Source organism: Pseudoduganella violacea, from assembly GCF_014191875.1.
Classification (GTDB): domain Bacteria; phylum Pseudomonadota; class Gammaproteobacteria; order Burkholderiales; family Burkholderiaceae_D; genus Rugamonas; species Rugamonas violacea_A.
In genome coordinates this window covers 160,941-175,958 of record NZ_JACHXD010000011.1, presented here as the reverse complement: position 1 = coordinate 175,958, position 15,018 = coordinate 160,941, and the positions used below count along the sequence as shown (strand labels likewise).

Genomic DNA, 15,018 nt, shown 5'->3' with positions numbered 1-15,018 from the left:
GTGCTAGTGTTTTTGTCTTATGGCAATTGACCGCGTTCTTCCCACCAATCCGGCGCTGACCGTCCACGAACAGATGGTGCGCGTGCAGCCGAGCCAGGCCCTGCCCGTGCCGCCGGTGCAGAATGTGCCGGCCAAGGCGCCCGACTTCAATCTGCCGCAACAGGCGCCGGCCGTGCCGGCCGTACTGGCCGAGGCCGCCGACCTGCTGGCGCAGCCGGGCCATGCCGCCGCGGCCGCCGCCGGCGTGGCCAGCGCCCAGTCCCTGCTGGCGGGCGAGTCCGCCGCCATGCTGCCGAACCAGCTGCTGGCGCGCCAGATCGTCTGGCATGCGCCGGACCCGAATATCATGGCCATGACCTGGCAAGTCATGGTGCGCACCTATGGCGAGCAGCGCGCCGCCATGCAGGAGCAGGCCCAGGGCAAGCACCTGCCGGGCAGCCTGTTCCTGGCCGACCCGCGCCAGAACACCCTGCGCGAGCATACCGGCCTGCCCTTCGTCTCGGAAATGGATGCCTGGCGCTTCGCCGTCTATGCCTGGGGAGCGGAAAAACTGGTGCTGCGCGTGGTGGCGCGCGAGCCGGGACCGGCCAGCGAGACCCAGCGCCGGCGCCGCGTGCGCGTGGCCCTGCGCCTGGAGCTGCACCTGCACGAGCTGGGCAAGGTGGTGATCCAGATGGAACCGGCCGGCGCCAGTGTGGTGGTGCTGGAAATCGGCGCCGCGCAAACGGCCGCCATGCAATATATGCGCGAAATGCTGCCGCACATCGCCAGCATCGCCAGCCATTGCGGCCTGTCGATCCTGCGCGCGCGCCTGATGCGCGAGCTGCCGCTGATCGACGCGGCCAATAACAATCCGAACCCGGCCCAGGTCATGCTGCTGACGCCGCCGCTATTCAAGGCCATGGCCGATATCGCCGTCATGCTGTCGCAGCCGCCGCAGCCGGAACTGCACGAAGCGGCCGCCGCGCCGGCCGCCTGAGCGGCCCGCCGCGCACGTCAAAACGGCCGCAGCGCGGCCGTTTTCTTGTCCCGTCCAGCGGCCGCCGCGCCCGCCCGGCCAGCGCTTAACCCACCGTGCCGATGATGCTCACTTCGCGGTTTTCCGGCACTTCGTTATACGACAGCACATGCAGGCCCGGCGCGAACAGGCGCGCATAGCGCGCCAGCAGCGGCCGGATCTGCGGCAGCACCAGCAGCAGCGGCGGCGTGGCCTGCTGCTTCATCTGCTCGCGCGCCACCGGCATATTCACCTGCAGCTGCTGCAGCAGATGCGGATCGATCGGGAAGTTGTCGAGCGCCACCTTGCCGCTCTGGCGCGCCTGGTTGAGCGAGCCGAGCAGCATGTTTTCCAGCTCGCCGCCCAGATTGAAGGCCAGCATCTCGCTCTTCTGGCCGAACAGGCCGGCCACGATCTGGCGCCGCAGCGCGCAGCGCACCTCGGCCGCCAGCAAGATCGGGTCCTTGGTGGTTTCCGAGCTGTCGAGCAAGGTGGTGGCGATCGGCACGATGTCTTTCAGCGAGACGTTTTCGGCCAGCAGCACGCGGAACACGCGCAGCAGCTGGGTATGCGTGAGCGCCTTGTCGAGCGCGCCGCCGAGCTTGGGCGAGAGCGCCGTCAAGCGTTCCATGATGGCGGCCACATCGTCGTGGCGGAACAGCTCGGGCAGGTATTCGCGGATCAGCTTGGACACATGGGTGGCGATCGCGCTCGGCGCCTCCACCACCTGGTAACCCATGCCCAGGGCGTTGGCCTTGGCGTCCGGCTCGATCCAGGTCACGGGCATGCCATAGGCCGGCTCGACGCCGGGAATGCCGTCGATCTGGCCGTACACGGTGGGCGAGGGAATCGCCATCAGCAGCTCGGCGAACACTTCGGCCTGGGCCACGGCCGCGCCGCCCAGCACCACGGTATAGGCCGACGGTTTCAGGCTCAGGTCGTCGCGCACGGCGATCGGCGGCACCACCAGGCCCATGCCTTCGGACACGCTCTGGCGCACGCCGCGCAGGCGCTTGGTCAGCGGCTCGCCATGGCCCTTGTCGATCATGCCCACCAGCTTATAGCCGAGCAGCACCTGCAGCGGCTGCACCGCCGGCAAGTTCTGCCATTCGAGTTCCGGCACCTTCTCTTCGCGCAGCGCCGCTTCGATCGCCGCGATATTCGAGGGCGCGGGCGCGGCCTTGCGCAAGCTCATGCGCCAAGCCACGTAGCCGACCACGGCCGCGAAGCTCATGAACATCATCCACGGCATGCCCGGCACGATGGACAGCACCACCATCACGGCCGCGGCGCTGCCCAGCACGCTTGGCGAGGCCAGCAGCTGGCTGCTGACCTGCTGCTCGAAGTCGCCCGCGTCGCTGACGCGGGTCACGATGATGGCGGCGGCGGCCGACAGCAGCAGGGCCGGCACCTGGGCCACCAGGCCGTCGCCGATGGTCAGCAGGGCGTACTGGCGGAAGGCGTCGCCGAAGGACATGTTCTGCATCAGGGCGCCGATGGCCACGCCGCCGACGATATTGATGATCAGGATCAGTATCGAGGCGATGGCGTCGCCGCGCACGAATTTCGAGGCGCCGTCCATGGCGCCGTAGAAGTCCGCTTCCATCGCCACTTCGCGGCGGCGCTGCTGGGCGCGTTCCTGGTTGATCAAGCCGGCATTGAGGTCGGCGTCGATGGCCATCTGCTTGCCCGGCAAGGCGTCCAGGGTGAAGCGGGCCGACACTTCGGAAATGCGCTCGGCGCCCTTGGTCACGACGACGAAGTTAATGATCATCAAGATCACGAACACCACCAGGCCGACCACGAAATTGCCGCCCACCACCACATTGCCGAAGGCTTCGATCACCTTACCGGCCGCGTGCGTGCCCTCGTGGCCGCGCAGCAGCACGACCCGGGTCGAGGCCACGTTCAAGGTCAGGCGCATCAGCGTGGTGGCCAGGATCACGGTCGGGAAGACCGAGAAGTCGAGCGGGCGCTTGGCGCTGACGCTGACCAGGATCACGATCAGGGCCAGCACGATATTGAAGGTAAACAGCACATCCAGCAGGATGGCCGGCAGCGGCAGGATGATCATCGCCAGCAGCATCACCACAAAGAGCGGGGTGGCGACTTTGTGGCGACGCAATTCGGCAACCAGCCGGTTCAGGAAATTCATGACGGCGAAACCTCACTCATGGATGTTGGTACGGGAACTTGACTCGGGAACAGCGGTTCGCCCTGGCGCTGGCCAGAGCGGAAGGCCTTCAGCTGCAGCACATAGTGCAGCACCTGCGATACCGCCTGGTAGAGGGGCACCGGTATCTGCTGGTTAACCTGGCTGGTATTGTAGATGGCGCGGGCCAGGGGCGGCAATGGCAGCACCTCGATTTGGAATTCGGCGGCGATCTGGCGGATGTACAGCGCCATTTCGTCGACGCCCTTGGCCACCACGAACGGCGCTTCGGCGCGCTGCTCGTCGTACTTCAAGGCCACCGCGTAGTGTTCCGGATTGACGATCACCACGTCGGCCGTGGGCACGGTCTTGCGCGCGCTGCGCTGGGCCAGGGCGCGCTGCAGCTGGCGGATGCGCTGGCGCACTTCGGGCCGCCCTTCATTGCTCTTGTATTCTTCCTTGAGCTCCTGCTTGCTCATGCGCTGGCCCTGGGTGAAGAAGAAGGCCTGGGCCGGCACATCGACCACGGCGAACAGGATGAAGATCACCACCAGCGACATCAGGCCGTCGAGCATCAGGCTGGAACCTTGCAGCATGGCCTCGTTGAGCGGCATGCCCTGCAGGCGCGCATAGTCGCTGACGCTGGCGCGCGCCACATGGGACAGCACCCACAGCAGCACGCCGGCCTTGGCGATCGAGATCAGCAGCTCGAAGCCATGTTTGCCGGAAAAAGTGCGGCCCAGATTGGCCATCGGGCTCAGGCGTTCGAACTTGGGCATCCAGTTCTTGAAGGACATGGTCCAACCGCCCGGCACCAGGCTGCCCAGCACAACGAACAGGGGCACCACAAACAGCGGCAAGATCATCTTGAGCAGCAGCACGATGGCGCTCAGGAAGACCCGGCTCAGGGTGTTGTCGATGGCGCCCTCGCTGTCCAGCGTGGCGAAGCTTTGCAGGAAGATGTCGCGAAACTCGAGCAGATACATGGGCAGCAGCCAGACGAACAGCTTCAGGCTGACCAGGATGCCGATCGCCGTCGCCAGGTCGCGCGAGCGCACCACCTGGCCTTCGTCGCGCGCCTTTTTCAGCTTCTGCGCTGAGGGCTTTTCGGTTTTATCGCCGCCGGAATCAGCCATGGCCCGCCGCCCGCATCTGCACCTGGATCATGTCCAGGATCTGGTTCGCCATGCGCACATAGTGGTTGGGAATGGAACGCACCACCTGGCCCAGCATCAGCAAGCCGAACATCGTGATCACCGCGAAGCCGAGCGAGAACAGGTTCAGGGTCGGCGCCACGCGGTTGAGGAAGCCGAAGCCCAGCTGCACCACCACGGTGGCGAACACGATGGGAATGGCCAGCAGCATGGCGGCCGAGAAGATCCAGGCCACATTGAAGGCCACGGTCTGCAGCAGCAAGGGGCCGGGCCAGCCGGCGCCCACCGGCCAGGCCTGGAAGCTGGCCCCGATCACGCCGGCCAGCACCAGGTGGCCGTCGACGCTGAAGAAGATGATGATGGTCATCATCAGCAACAGGGACGAGACCACGTCCGAGGACTGGCCGTTGAGCGGGTCGTTCATCACCGCCAGCGACAAGCCCATCTGGCTCGACACGACAAAGCCGAGCAGCAGGATGACCGACATGGTGAAATGGAAGGCCAGGCCCAGCACGCCGCCGATGACGGCCTGTTCCAGCGTGGCCGCCACGGCCTGCAGCGACAGCGGGTCGACGCTCAGCGCGCCCTGGGTCAGCGGCAGCATCACCACGGCCAGCACCAGGGACACCAGGATGCGCACCGTGACCGGCACCATGGCCTCGCCCAGCACCGGCGCGGCCGAGAGGAAGGCCAGCACGCGCACGAACGGCCACCACAGGGCGTTCAGCCAAGGCAGTAACTGGGCCAGGAGGGCTTCCATCGCGGGCAGGCTAGCCGACCAGGGTGGCGGCGCGGGTGAAGATGGACACGCAGTAGTCCATCAGATAGCCGGCCATCCAGCGCCCCGTCAGGATGATGGCGAGCAAGGTCACGATCAGGCGCGGCAGGAAGCTCAGCGTCTGCTCATTGATCTGGGTGGCGGCCTGCACCAGCGACACCAGCAAGCCGGTGATCAGGCCCGGCACCACCAGCACCATGACCATGATCATCACCATATGCAGCGCTTCGATGATCAGGTCGACCGCGATTTCAGGCGTCAGCATGGCGTCTCAGTAAGCCTGGATGCTCGTCACGAGCGTGTTCACGGTCAGGGTCCAGCCGTCGACCAGCACGAACAGCAAGAGCTTGAACGGCAGCGAGATCACCAGCGGCGAGAGCATCATCATGCCCATGGCCATCAGCACCGAGGACACCACGAGGTCGATGATGAGGAAGGGAATGAACAGCATGCAGCCGATCTGGAAGGCGGTCTTGAGCTCGGACAGCACGAAGGCGGCCAGCTTGACGGTAAAGCCGTGTTCGGCCGGCGTGGCCACCTGGTCTTCGCCGGCCAGGTGGGCGATCTGCTTCAGCGAAGCCTTGCTGGTCTGGGCCAGCATGAAGCGCGAAATGGGTTGTTCGGCCAGCTTCAGCGCTTCCTGCAGGCCGATCTTATCCTGGTCGTAAGGCAGGAAGGCGTCGCGCCAGACCTGGTCGCCGATCGGCTTCATCACCAGCAGGGTGAGAATCAGGGCAACGCCGGTCACGACGCGGCTGGGCAAGCCCTGCTGCAGGCCCAAGGCCTGGCGCAGCAAGGACAGCACGATGACGAAACGGGTAAAGCTGGTCATCATCATGATCAGGATGGGCAGCAAGCCCAGCAAGGTCATGATGACCAGGATCTGCATCTTCACCGACAGGTCGGTCTTGGCGCCCGGCACCACATTGGCCAGCAGATCCTGAGCCTGCGCACTGGCGCAGACACCCAACAACAAGAAGGCGCCCGCGACGGCGCCTACAGCAAGGCCCAGCCGCGAACGGGCCAGGCCAGGAAGGCGGCGCACGGTCATGGCGCCATCATGTCCAGATTGAGGCCGTCCAGATCCACCACCTTCAAACCATAGTTCTCGCCCGCCACCACCACTTCGGCGCGGCCGATGGCCGTGCCGTTGACCTTGATCACCAGCGGTTCGCCAGCCAGCACGTCGAGTTCGACCACGCTGTCGGGGCCGATCTGCATCAGCTCTTCGAGCGAGATGCGGGCCGAGCCCACTTCCAGGGTCAGGGTCACGGGAATCTTGCGCATCATGGCCGGCAGATCGCGCTTGGGCGCGGCCAGCGGCGCCTCGGCCAGTTCATGGCTGACCTGGTCGATGATCATCTCTTCCGACATATCATCCAGCAAGGCGTCGCTGGCGCTATTGGGATTTACATTCATCATGTTCATTCGATATCTTCAAAAGAGGTTAGGCAGAGTTTTCCCTTGTGCTCGGTCACGGCGGCCGTGAACAGGCGCGATTCTTCCAGCAGGACATCAGCACGGTGCAGGCTGACCGGAATCACATCGCCCACGCTCAGGTCGAACAGGGCGCCCAGCGTGATTTCCTTGCTCACCAGGCGGCCGTTCAAGCCCACCTGCAGGCGGCTCGCCAGCGGTGGCGCGCTCTTGCCGCCGCGCTTGCTTTCGCGCTCGGGCAGCAAGCCGCGCAACACATCCGACATCATGGTCTTGTCCAGCGCAAACCAGACGCTGCCGCTCAAACCGCTGGCCGCTTCGCTGACGCTGACGGTGATGATCCAGCTGCCGCGCGGCGGCTGCACCGAGGGCAGCGGCTTGATCTCGTCGGCCGCCGGCTTGTCGCTGGGCGGCAGGTTGACCTCGATGCGGCCAGCCAGGGTGCCGGCCAGCTGTTGCCCCAAAACAACAGCCAAGCGCTCTTCGGTCGCCGTCACGCGCACCTGGCCCTCGTCGGGCAGGGCGTCGGCGCCCTTGCCGCGGCCGTAACGGTAATTGAGAATACTGAGCAGCACCTTGCGCTCGATGGCGAAGGACAGGTTGCCGGCCGGGGCCGAGAAATTGAGCCAGCGGCGCGCGGCCTCGCTACCGTCGAGACGGCTGAACGCCACGTCGCTGACCTGCATGCTGCCCCAGTAGCGCCGGTTCATGGCCAGGCGCATGGCCTGCACCAGATCCTCGCGCAACTGGCCGGCAAACACGGGCAGGCGGTGGACGGGGCGCCCAAGCAGGCAAGGGTCCAGTACCTGATGTTGCACTGTCGTTTTTGTGTTTGTCATATTCTGGTCAAGTCGGAACTCTGTATGCACCCTGTTTCCCGGCTCGGTCCCCGCCAGCGCAGGCGGATGCGGCCTGCATGCTACATCCTAGCGTAAAAGTCTGGCGGGTAGGACGATCTCGGTAGCGTAGAATACATCATATTCGGTGTTATTGCCATGAATCAATATTCCCTCCCTAAATAAGCCTTTACAGGAAAGTTGCCAACAGGTAAGCTTCAATCTGTTGCGCTGGCCCTGTTGCTGCTGAGCAGCACCATGAAAAGCAAGCGCTTAGTGCATGATTTGTAAGAGCTTTTGTCATTCATGCAGTGTTCCGCGCAGCCCCGTGCCGAGCGGCGCACCGTATCATTTTCTAGCGCAATTAATTTCGTTGAAGTAATATTTCGCGCGGCCGCCTGCGTAAGCGGCCACCGAAAGTTGTCCGGGTTTGACCGACAGCCGCCCCCGCCGCGGCGCCGACAGCCCGGGCGCATAACCAGTATCAACGCTGCATGAAAGTGGAGGTGACAAGATGGCAAATGAAATCGCTGGCCTGATCAAGGCCGATCTGGCGTCGCTGGCCAATGCGGCCGCCGACCTCGCGCACCAGGCCGCGCCCGTGGCGCCGGCCGCCCAATTCGGCCCCGCCGCCGCCCAACCCGCTTCCTTCGCCCAATCGATGCAAGACGCCGTCGCCGGCGTCAATGCGGCCGACCAGGCCGCCGGTGCCGCCATGGCCGACGTCGATGCCGGCCGTTCCAACGATCTGGTGGGCGCCATGCTCGCCAGCCAGGAAGCCAGCCTGTCCTTCTCGATGTTGATGCAAGTGCGCAACAAGGTGATGGGCGCGGTTGATGAACTGATCAAGCTCCCGCTGTAAGCTAGCCTTTCTCCCCGTATCCCGCGAAAGCCCCCAACGTGATCAACACCCTCAAGTCCGCTTTCGGACGCTGGCGCTCCCCTAACCCGGAGGCGGCGCCCGCGCTCTCCCCTGCCCTGCTGAAAACCCTGTATCCGCTGCTGGTCCTGGCCATCGGCATCACCGCCCTGGTCCTGATGTTCCTCTGGAAAGACCAGTCGGCCTACAAGCCCGTCTTCGGCGCGCGCGAAAAGGTGGCGGCGGCCGATATGATGCACGTGCTCGATGCCGAGGCCATCCCCTACCGCGTCCACCCCGACAGCGGCCAGGTGATGGTGCCCGAAGCCATGCTGGGCAAGGTGCGCATGCTGCTCGCCGCCAAGGGCGTGACGGCGCAGCTGCCGGCCGGCCTGGAATTGATGGACAAGAATGACCCGCTGGGCGTCTCCCAGTTCGTCCAGGACGTGCGCTTCCGGCGCGGCCTGGAAGGCGAGCTGGCGCAATCGATCATGACCCTGGACGCCATCGCCCACGCGCGCGTCCACCTGTCGATCGCCAAATCGACCTCCTTCGTCTCCAGCGACGGCGACAAATCCTCCGCTTCGGTGGTGGTGGCCACCAAGCCGGGCCGCCAGCTCAGCCCCGAAACCATCGCCGCCGTCGTGAACATGGTGGCCGGCAGCGTGGCCAGCCTGAACCCGGCGCGCGTGAGCCTGGTCGACCAGGCCGGCAACCTGCTGTCCTCCCACGTCGACCTGGCCGACGGTTACGACGCCAACGCCGCCAATAGCGAAAGCGGCAAGCGCATCCAGGATGAAATCCGCGGCAATATCAAGGGCTTGCTCGGCCCGATCGTGGGCGACGACAATTTCCGCATCAGCGTCACGGCCGCCGTCGACAACGACAAGGTGGAAGAAACGGTGGAGAAATACGGCGAAACGCCGAAAGTCACCAGCGAAGCCATGCGCGACGAGCAGGACCGCAACCGCATGGTGATGGGCGTGCCGGGCACCCTGTCCAACCGGCCGCCGCAGCAAGCCGCCGCCGATGCCGCCAATCCGGCGCCGGCGGCCGCCCCCGGTGCCGCTGGCGCCGCCGGCGCCGCGGCCGGCGCCGCCCTGCCCGACGGCACGGCGCGCAAGAACGCCACCACGCGCCAATACGCGTATGACCGCAGCATCACCCAGACCAAGCGCGCGCGCGGCCGCCTGGAGCGCCAGAGCGTGGCCGTGGTGCTGGCCCACGCCGCGGCGCCGACGCCGAAAACCGGCTGGAGCGCCAATGAGCTGGCCAATATCGACAAGGTGCTGCGCAATGGCCTGGGCATCAACACCGAACGCGGCGACACCCTGGTGGTGACGGCCATGAACTTCCCGCCCAAAGCGGCCGCCGTGCCATGGTGGCAGGAACGCGACAATGTGGTCGACTTCAGCGCCTGGATCGGCTACGCCGTGGCCGCCCTGCTCGGCTATCTGCTGCTGGCCCGTCCACTGCTGCGCCTGCTCAGCGCCCGCTTCGCGCCGGCCAAGCCGCGCACGGCCGCCGAACGCCGCGCCCTCAACGCCACCACCGTGGGCGCCACGGCCGGCGAAGGGGCTGCCCTGCCGGGCGCGGCCGGCGCCGCCAGCGCGCCGGCCGGCGCCGCCGCCCTCGGCGCGCCCGAAGGCGCGGCCGGCGAGAAGGCCGGCGAACTCGACGGCGCCGGCATGCCGGTGGTGCCGCTGCTGGAAAATTACGATCTGCCGCCTACCGGCTCGTCGGTCGACGTCATGGTCGACCACCTGAAGGTGCTGGCAGAGAAAGAGCCCGAACGCGTGGCAGAAGTCGTCAAACAATGGATGCAGAAAAATGGCCGAACTCACTCACCTCAATGATGACGCCGCCGATGGCTTGCTGAGCCCGGTGGAACAGGCAGCCATCGTGCTGCTGAGCATAGGCGAAGAGCCGGCCGCGGCCGTGCTGCGCTGCCTGTCGCGCGAAGAACTGCTGGAAGTGACGCAGGTGATGTCGCGCATGAGCGGCATCAAGGTCGAATCGGTGAAGCTGGCCATGCAGACCTTCTTCGACGATTACCGCCAGCAGTCGGGCGTGCATGGCGCTTCGCGCAGCTACCTCAAGCGCTCGCTCGACCTGGCGCTGGGCGGCGATATCGCGAACACCGTGCTCAACAATATCTACGGCGACGAGCTGCGCCCGAAAATGGCGCGCCTGCAATGGGCCTCGGCCAAATGGCTGGCCGACTACATCGCCAACGAACACGTGCGCATGCAAGCGGTGTTCCTGGCCTTCCTGCCGCCCACCCTGGCCGGCCAGATCCTCGACGCGCTGCCGCTCGAAGGGCGCGACCTGGTGCTGCTGAACCTGGCGCGCCTGGACGAGATCGACCGCGATCTGCTGGCCGAGCTCGACGAACTGGTCAACCGCTGCCTGAGCAGCTTCGACATGCAGAGCACCAGCGTGGAAGGCGTGCGCCAGGTGGCCGAGATCCTCAACCGCCTGCCCGGCAACCGCGCCCAGATCGTCGAACTGCTGCGCGCCCATGATCCGGAAGTGGTGGAACAGATCGAGCTGTCGATGTACGACTTCCTCATCCTCTCGACCCAGACCGAAGTCACGCTCACCCGCATCATCGAGGAAGTGCCGCTCGAGCAGTGGGCCATCGCGCTCAAGGGCGCCGAGCTGTCGATCCGCGACGCCGTGCTGCGCACCATGCCGAAACGCCAGGCCCAGGCCTTCGAGGACATGATGCGGCGCGCCGGTCCGGTGCCGCTGTCGCGCATCGAATCGACGCGCCAGGAAATCATGGCCACCGTCAAGGCCCTGGCCGACGCCGGCGAAGTCGAAGTCCAGCTGTTCGCCGAAACGGTGGTCGAATGAAGCAATTCCGTCCCTACCGCTTCCCGCCGCTGGCCCAGTTCACGCCGCCGCCCTCGCTGCGCAATGGCGCCCATGGCGGCGTGCAAGTCGATTCGGCCCAGTGGCAAGCCTCGCTCAGCGAAGGTTTCGAGCAGGGCCAGCGCGAAGGCTATGAAGCCGGCTTGCAGCGCGGCCAGGACGACGGTTTCGAAGCGGGCCGCAGCGCGGGCACCGAACAGGGCCGCGAAGAAGGCCGGCAGGAAGTGCTGGCCGGCTTCGAACACGCCGCGCGGCCGGTCGACGCCATGCTCAAAAGCCTGAAAAAGCTGCGCGCCGATTACCGCGCCGCCCAGCGCAAGGAAGTGGTGGACCTGGTGGCCAAGGTGGCGCGCCAGGTGATCCGCGCCGAACTGGCGCTGCAGCCGGTGCAGATCATGGCCCTGGTCGACGAGACCCTGGCCTCGATGCCGCCCACGCGCGAAGAAATCGATGTGTTCCTCAATCCAGAAGAGATGCGCCGCATCAACGAACTCGACCCCAAGCGCGCCAAGCGCTGGAACTTGATCGCCGACGCCCGCCTGGAAGTGGGCGAATGCCGCATCAAGGCGGGCGACAGCGAAGTCGATGCCGGATGTCATCAGCGGCTTGCCGCGGTCATGGAACAGGTCGATAATCAACTCCAGGCCGCCGATACCGGCGATGAAGCCGAGAGCGAAGAATGATAGCCGATGCCTTGCGCAAGCTGGAGCTGGACGAAGTCCCGCTGGCGACCCCGACGGGCCGCCTGGTGGGCGCGTCCGGCTTGCTGCTCGAGGCCGTCGGTTGCCCGCTCTACACGGGCCAGCGTTGCCAGATCGAGACAGTCGACGGCAGCTGGCTCGACGCCCAAGTGGTGGGGTTCCGCGACAAGCTCTCGTTCTTAATGCCGTTCAAGAAGGCGGCGGGCCTGACCACCGGCGCCCGCGTGCTGCCCGGCTCGGACAAGCTCAGCCTGCAAATCGGCGCCGGCTGGCTCGGTCGCATGGTCAATGGCCTGGGTGAACCGATCGACGGCCTGGGCAAGCTGGGCGGCGACTTCCCGCTCGAGATGCAACCGCCGCGCGTGCATCCGCTGAAGAAAAAACCCGTCACCGCACCGCTCGACGTGGGCGTGCGCGCCATCAATGCCATGCTGACCCTGGGCCAGGGCCAGCGCGTGGGCTTGATGGCCGGCTCCGGCGTCGGCAAATCCGTCCTGCTGGGCTTGATCACGCGCCAGACCGTGGCCGATGTGGTGGTGGTCGGCCTGATCGGCGAACGGTCGCGCGAGGTGCGCGAATTCGTCGAGATGTCGCTCGGGCCGGACGGCTTGCGCAAGGCCGTGCTGGTGATCGCGCCGGCCGACGAATCGCCGCTGATGCGCATCATGGCCACCGAGTTGTGCCATTCGATCGCGGCCCATTTCCGCGACCAGGGCAAGAATGTCTTGCTGCTGGTCGATTCCCTGACCCGTTACGCCATGGCCTTGCGCGAAGTGGCGCTGGCCCTGGGCGAGCCGCCCGCCACCAAGGGCTATCCGCCCTCGGTGTTTTCCAACCTGCCGCAGCTGGTGGAATCGGCCGGCAACGGCGAAAACCCGGACGGCAGCATGAGCGCCATCTACACCGTGCTGGCCGAAGGCGACGACCAGCAAGACCCGGTGGTCGATACCGCGCGCGCCATCCTCGACGGCCACATCGTGCTCACGCGCGAGCTGGCCGAACGGGGCCACTACCCGGCCATCGACGTCGCCGCCTCGATCAGCCGCTGCATGAACCATGTGATCAGCAAGGAACATATGCAGGCGGCGCGCGCGCTGAAAGCGACGATGGCGCGCCACGAACGGGTGCGCGACCTGATTCCGCTGGGCGCCTACGTGCCCGGCGCCGACCCGGTGACCGACCGGGCCGTCAACCTGCATCCCCACATCGAAGAATTCCTGTGCCAGGGCACCAAGGAAGCGGCGCCCTATCTCCCCTGCGTGGAAGAACTTGAAAGGCTGATGGCATGAAACACCACAACACCATTCGGAGTCTGAATACCCTGGTCTCGCTGCGCAATACGGAAGTGGAAAAGCTGCAGGCGGAAATGGCGGAAAAAAACAGCGTGCGCGAGCGCTACCAGAAGAGCCTGGAGCGTCTGACCAGCCTCTACACCAATAGCGGCGCCAGCGGCAGCCTGCCGCTGGCGCTGTCGGTCAATTGCGGCAATTACAAGGAAGCCGTGATGCAGATGGTCGATACCCACCGCCTCGACCTGTCCATGCATGAAGCCGATATGGCCGTCTCCCAGCGCGCCCTGAACGCGGCCTACGTCAAGCGCGAAGTCTTGGGCCAGGTGCTGGAAAAGACCCAGCAGACCGTGCGCCGCGCGCAAGACCAGCAGGAGCGCAAAAAGAATGATGAACTGGCAACGCAACTGTGGTTGCGCGGGCAAAAAACGCTCTGATACGAAATAAATTTCATAGGAACACTACTTAGGTCGCCCCTTACCAGAGTACACTTCCCATATATTTCCACGGAGCACGAAAATGGCAATCACCAGCCCGGTTTACGATCCAGTCCCCACCGCCACCAAAATGGCGAACAAATACATGGCCGGCGCCGTGGACCGACAGAATGCGGCCGTCAAAGACCTGCAATCGGACTCCACCGGCCTGAGCAAGGTCAGCAGCGCGATCAAGGCCTTCGAGGCCGCCCTGTCCGCGATGAGCACGAAAAAGAGCGTGATCGCCAATGCGGCCACGTTCAGCTCGGCCGTCGGCACCGCCACGGCGAATGCCACCGCCAGCCCGGGCAGCTATTCCTTCTATGTGGAAAAGCTGGCCACGGCCGGCCAGGTGTCTTACGGCGGCATCACCGACACCACGGCCGCGGGCAGCGGCACGCTCAAGCTGGTGCTGGGCGACGGCAGCAATTTCACGGTCGACCTGGCCAGCGCCGACAAGGACATGAACGGCACCCTGACGGCCAAGGAAATCGCGGCCGCGATCAATGTGGCCGCCAGCAATAATTCGCGCATCACGGCCTCGACCCTGACCATCAATGGCCAGTCCACGCTGGTGCTGAGTTCGAACGCCACGGGCGCCGCCAACGGCGTCGCCAGCCTCGACGTCAGCGCCGTCAACGATCCGGCCCTGAAAGCGGCCCTGGGCGCGCCCAAGGTGCTGCAGGGCGCGCAGGACGCCGAAGTCTGGGTCGGCCCCCAGGGCACCGGCCAGAAAATCGTCCAGGCCTCGAATACCTTCAGCGGCATGATCGATGGCGTGACGATGACCTTCACCAAGGCCCAGGGCGCCGGCGAAGCGCCGGTGACGCTGACGGTGGGCAGCGATAGCGCGGGCACCAATGCCAATGTGCAAGCTTTCGTCGATGCCTACAACAAGCTCGACGCGGTGCTGCGCGACGTCACCAATCCGGGCGACCCGAAAAGCGGCCTGCCGGCCGGTCCCTTTGCCGGCGACTCCGGCCTGCTCTCGCTGCGCAACGGCATGAAAGCGGTCATGCGCCAGGCGCTCGGCACGCAAAGCCTGGTCACCTATGGCATCAAGGGCACGCTCAACGGCAGCATCGAACTCGATACCAGCCGCCTGGCCAAGGCGCTGGCCGCCGACCCCACCTCGCTCGACAAGCTGTTCGGCAGCGCCAGCCTGGTCAGCCCGAGCGGCGTGCTCGGCAGCATGGACAAGCTGATGGACCAGTGGACCGATCTGAGCAAGGGCCAGCTGGTCACCCGCCGCGGCGCGCTCGACAAGCTGCAGATCAAGCTCACGGCCAAGCAGGCCGACCTCGACCGGCAGTACGACGGCGTCTACAAACGCTATCTGGACCAGTACACCAAGCTGCAGACCCTGCAGGCCCAGATGACCGGCAGCTCCAGCCTGTTCGATGCGCTGTTCGGCAATAAGAGCAGCAACTGATTTTCAACGCAATTAACGCAAGACGGTGAC

General features: G+C 65.5%; 15 protein-coding genes. 8 read left to right on the top strand and 7 right to left on the bottom strand.

Annotation, left to right across the window (positions count from 1 at the left end):
- Positions 1–19: 19 nt before the first annotated feature.
- A complete protein-coding gene (locus tag FHS03_RS19430) occupies positions 20–979 on the top strand; it encodes a hypothetical protein (RefSeq protein WP_183442593.1) in 960 nt (319 codons plus the stop codon).
- 85 nt (positions 980–1,064) lie between these two features.
- Here the strand turns inward: FHS03_RS19430 and FHS03_RS19425 are convergent, their stop codons facing one another.
- The 7 genes from FHS03_RS19425 to FHS03_RS19395 are packed head-to-tail and all read right to left on the bottom strand — an operon-like array spanning position 1,065 to position 7,336.
- Positions 1,065–3,152 (bottom strand): flagellar biosynthesis protein FlhA, encoded by a 2,088-nt coding sequence (locus FHS03_RS19425; protein WP_183442592.1) that lies wholly within the window; start codon positions 3,150–3,152, stop codon positions 1,065–1,067.
- On the bottom strand, positions 3,149–4,285 hold the full coding sequence (gene flhB / locus FHS03_RS19420) for a flagellar type III secretion system protein FlhB (RefSeq protein ID WP_183442591.1): 1,137 nt from the start codon (positions 4,283–4,285) through the stop codon (positions 3,149–3,151). The genes FHS03_RS19425 and flhB overlap by 4 nt, the downstream gene beginning before the upstream one ends.
- Positions 4,278–5,063 (bottom strand): flagellar biosynthetic protein FliR, encoded by a 786-nt coding sequence (locus FHS03_RS19415; protein WP_183442590.1) that lies wholly within the window; start codon positions 5,061–5,063, stop codon positions 4,278–4,280. Before FHS03_RS19415 ends, flhB begins: the two co-directional genes overlap by 8 nt.
- Before the next feature lie 10 nt (positions 5,064–5,073).
- Complete coding sequence (fliQ, locus tag FHS03_RS19410) at positions 5,074–5,346, bottom strand: flagellar biosynthesis protein FliQ (protein WP_050407374.1); 273 nt, start codon at positions 5,344–5,346, stop codon at positions 5,074–5,076.
- A 6-nt stretch (positions 5,347–5,352) separates the two neighbouring features.
- A complete protein-coding gene (gene fliP / locus FHS03_RS19405; RefSeq protein ID WP_183442589.1) occupies positions 5,353–6,132 on the bottom strand; it encodes a flagellar type III secretion system pore protein FliP in 780 nt (259 codons plus the stop codon).
- Positions 6,129–6,500, bottom strand: a complete 372-nt coding sequence (locus FHS03_RS19400) for a FliM/FliN family flagellar motor switch protein (protein WP_221208192.1) — start codon at positions 6,498–6,500, stop codon at positions 6,129–6,131. The genes fliP and FHS03_RS19400 overlap by 4 nt, the downstream gene beginning before the upstream one ends.
- A 5-nt stretch (positions 6,501–6,505) precedes the next feature.
- On the bottom strand, positions 6,506–7,336 hold the full coding sequence (locus tag FHS03_RS19395) for a FliM/FliN family flagellar motor switch protein (RefSeq protein ID WP_371871740.1): 831 nt from the start codon (positions 7,334–7,336) through the stop codon (positions 6,506–6,508).
- Positions 7,337–7,868: 532 nt separating this feature from the next.
- Between FHS03_RS19395 and fliE the strand changes: the two genes are divergently transcribed.
- From fliE to fliD, 7 genes are all read left to right on the top strand, one after another.
- The gene (gene fliE / locus FHS03_RS19390) at positions 7,869–8,216 is read left to right on the top strand and encodes a flagellar hook-basal body complex protein FliE (RefSeq protein WP_183442587.1); all 348 of its coding nucleotides are present in this window, start codon (positions 7,869–7,871) and stop codon (positions 8,214–8,216) included.
- Positions 8,217–8,254: 38 nt separating this feature from the next.
- Complete coding sequence (gene fliF, locus FHS03_RS19385; RefSeq protein ID WP_183442586.1) at positions 8,255–10,069, top strand: flagellar basal-body MS-ring/collar protein FliF; 1,815 nt, start codon at positions 8,255–8,257, stop codon at positions 10,067–10,069.
- The gene (locus tag FHS03_RS19380; RefSeq protein WP_176347743.1) at positions 10,044–11,072 is read left to right on the top strand and encodes a flagellar motor switch protein FliG; all 1,029 of its coding nucleotides are present in this window, start codon (positions 10,044–10,046) and stop codon (positions 11,070–11,072) included. Before fliF ends, FHS03_RS19380 begins: the two co-directional genes overlap by 26 nt.
- On the top strand, positions 11,069–11,773 hold the full coding sequence (gene fliH, locus FHS03_RS19375) for a flagellar assembly protein FliH (RefSeq protein WP_050407368.1): 705 nt from the start codon (positions 11,069–11,071) through the stop codon (positions 11,771–11,773). The genes FHS03_RS19380 and fliH overlap by 4 nt, the downstream gene beginning before the upstream one ends.
- The gene (fliI, locus tag FHS03_RS19370; protein WP_183442585.1) at positions 11,770–13,080 is read left to right on the top strand and encodes a flagellar protein export ATPase FliI; all 1,311 of its coding nucleotides are present in this window, start codon (positions 11,770–11,772) and stop codon (positions 13,078–13,080) included. The genes fliH and fliI overlap by 4 nt, the downstream gene beginning before the upstream one ends.
- Positions 13,077–13,517, top strand: coding sequence for a flagellar export protein FliJ (gene fliJ, locus FHS03_RS19365; RefSeq protein ID WP_183442584.1), 441 nt, complete (start codon positions 13,077–13,079; stop codon positions 13,515–13,517). The genes fliI and fliJ overlap by 4 nt, the downstream gene beginning before the upstream one ends.
- A gap of 82 nt (positions 13,518–13,599) precedes the next feature.
- On the top strand, positions 13,600–14,988 hold the full coding sequence (gene fliD / locus FHS03_RS19360; RefSeq protein ID WP_183442583.1) for a flagellar filament capping protein FliD: 1,389 nt from the start codon (positions 13,600–13,602) through the stop codon (positions 14,986–14,988).
- Positions 14,989–15,018 lie beyond the last annotated feature (30 nt).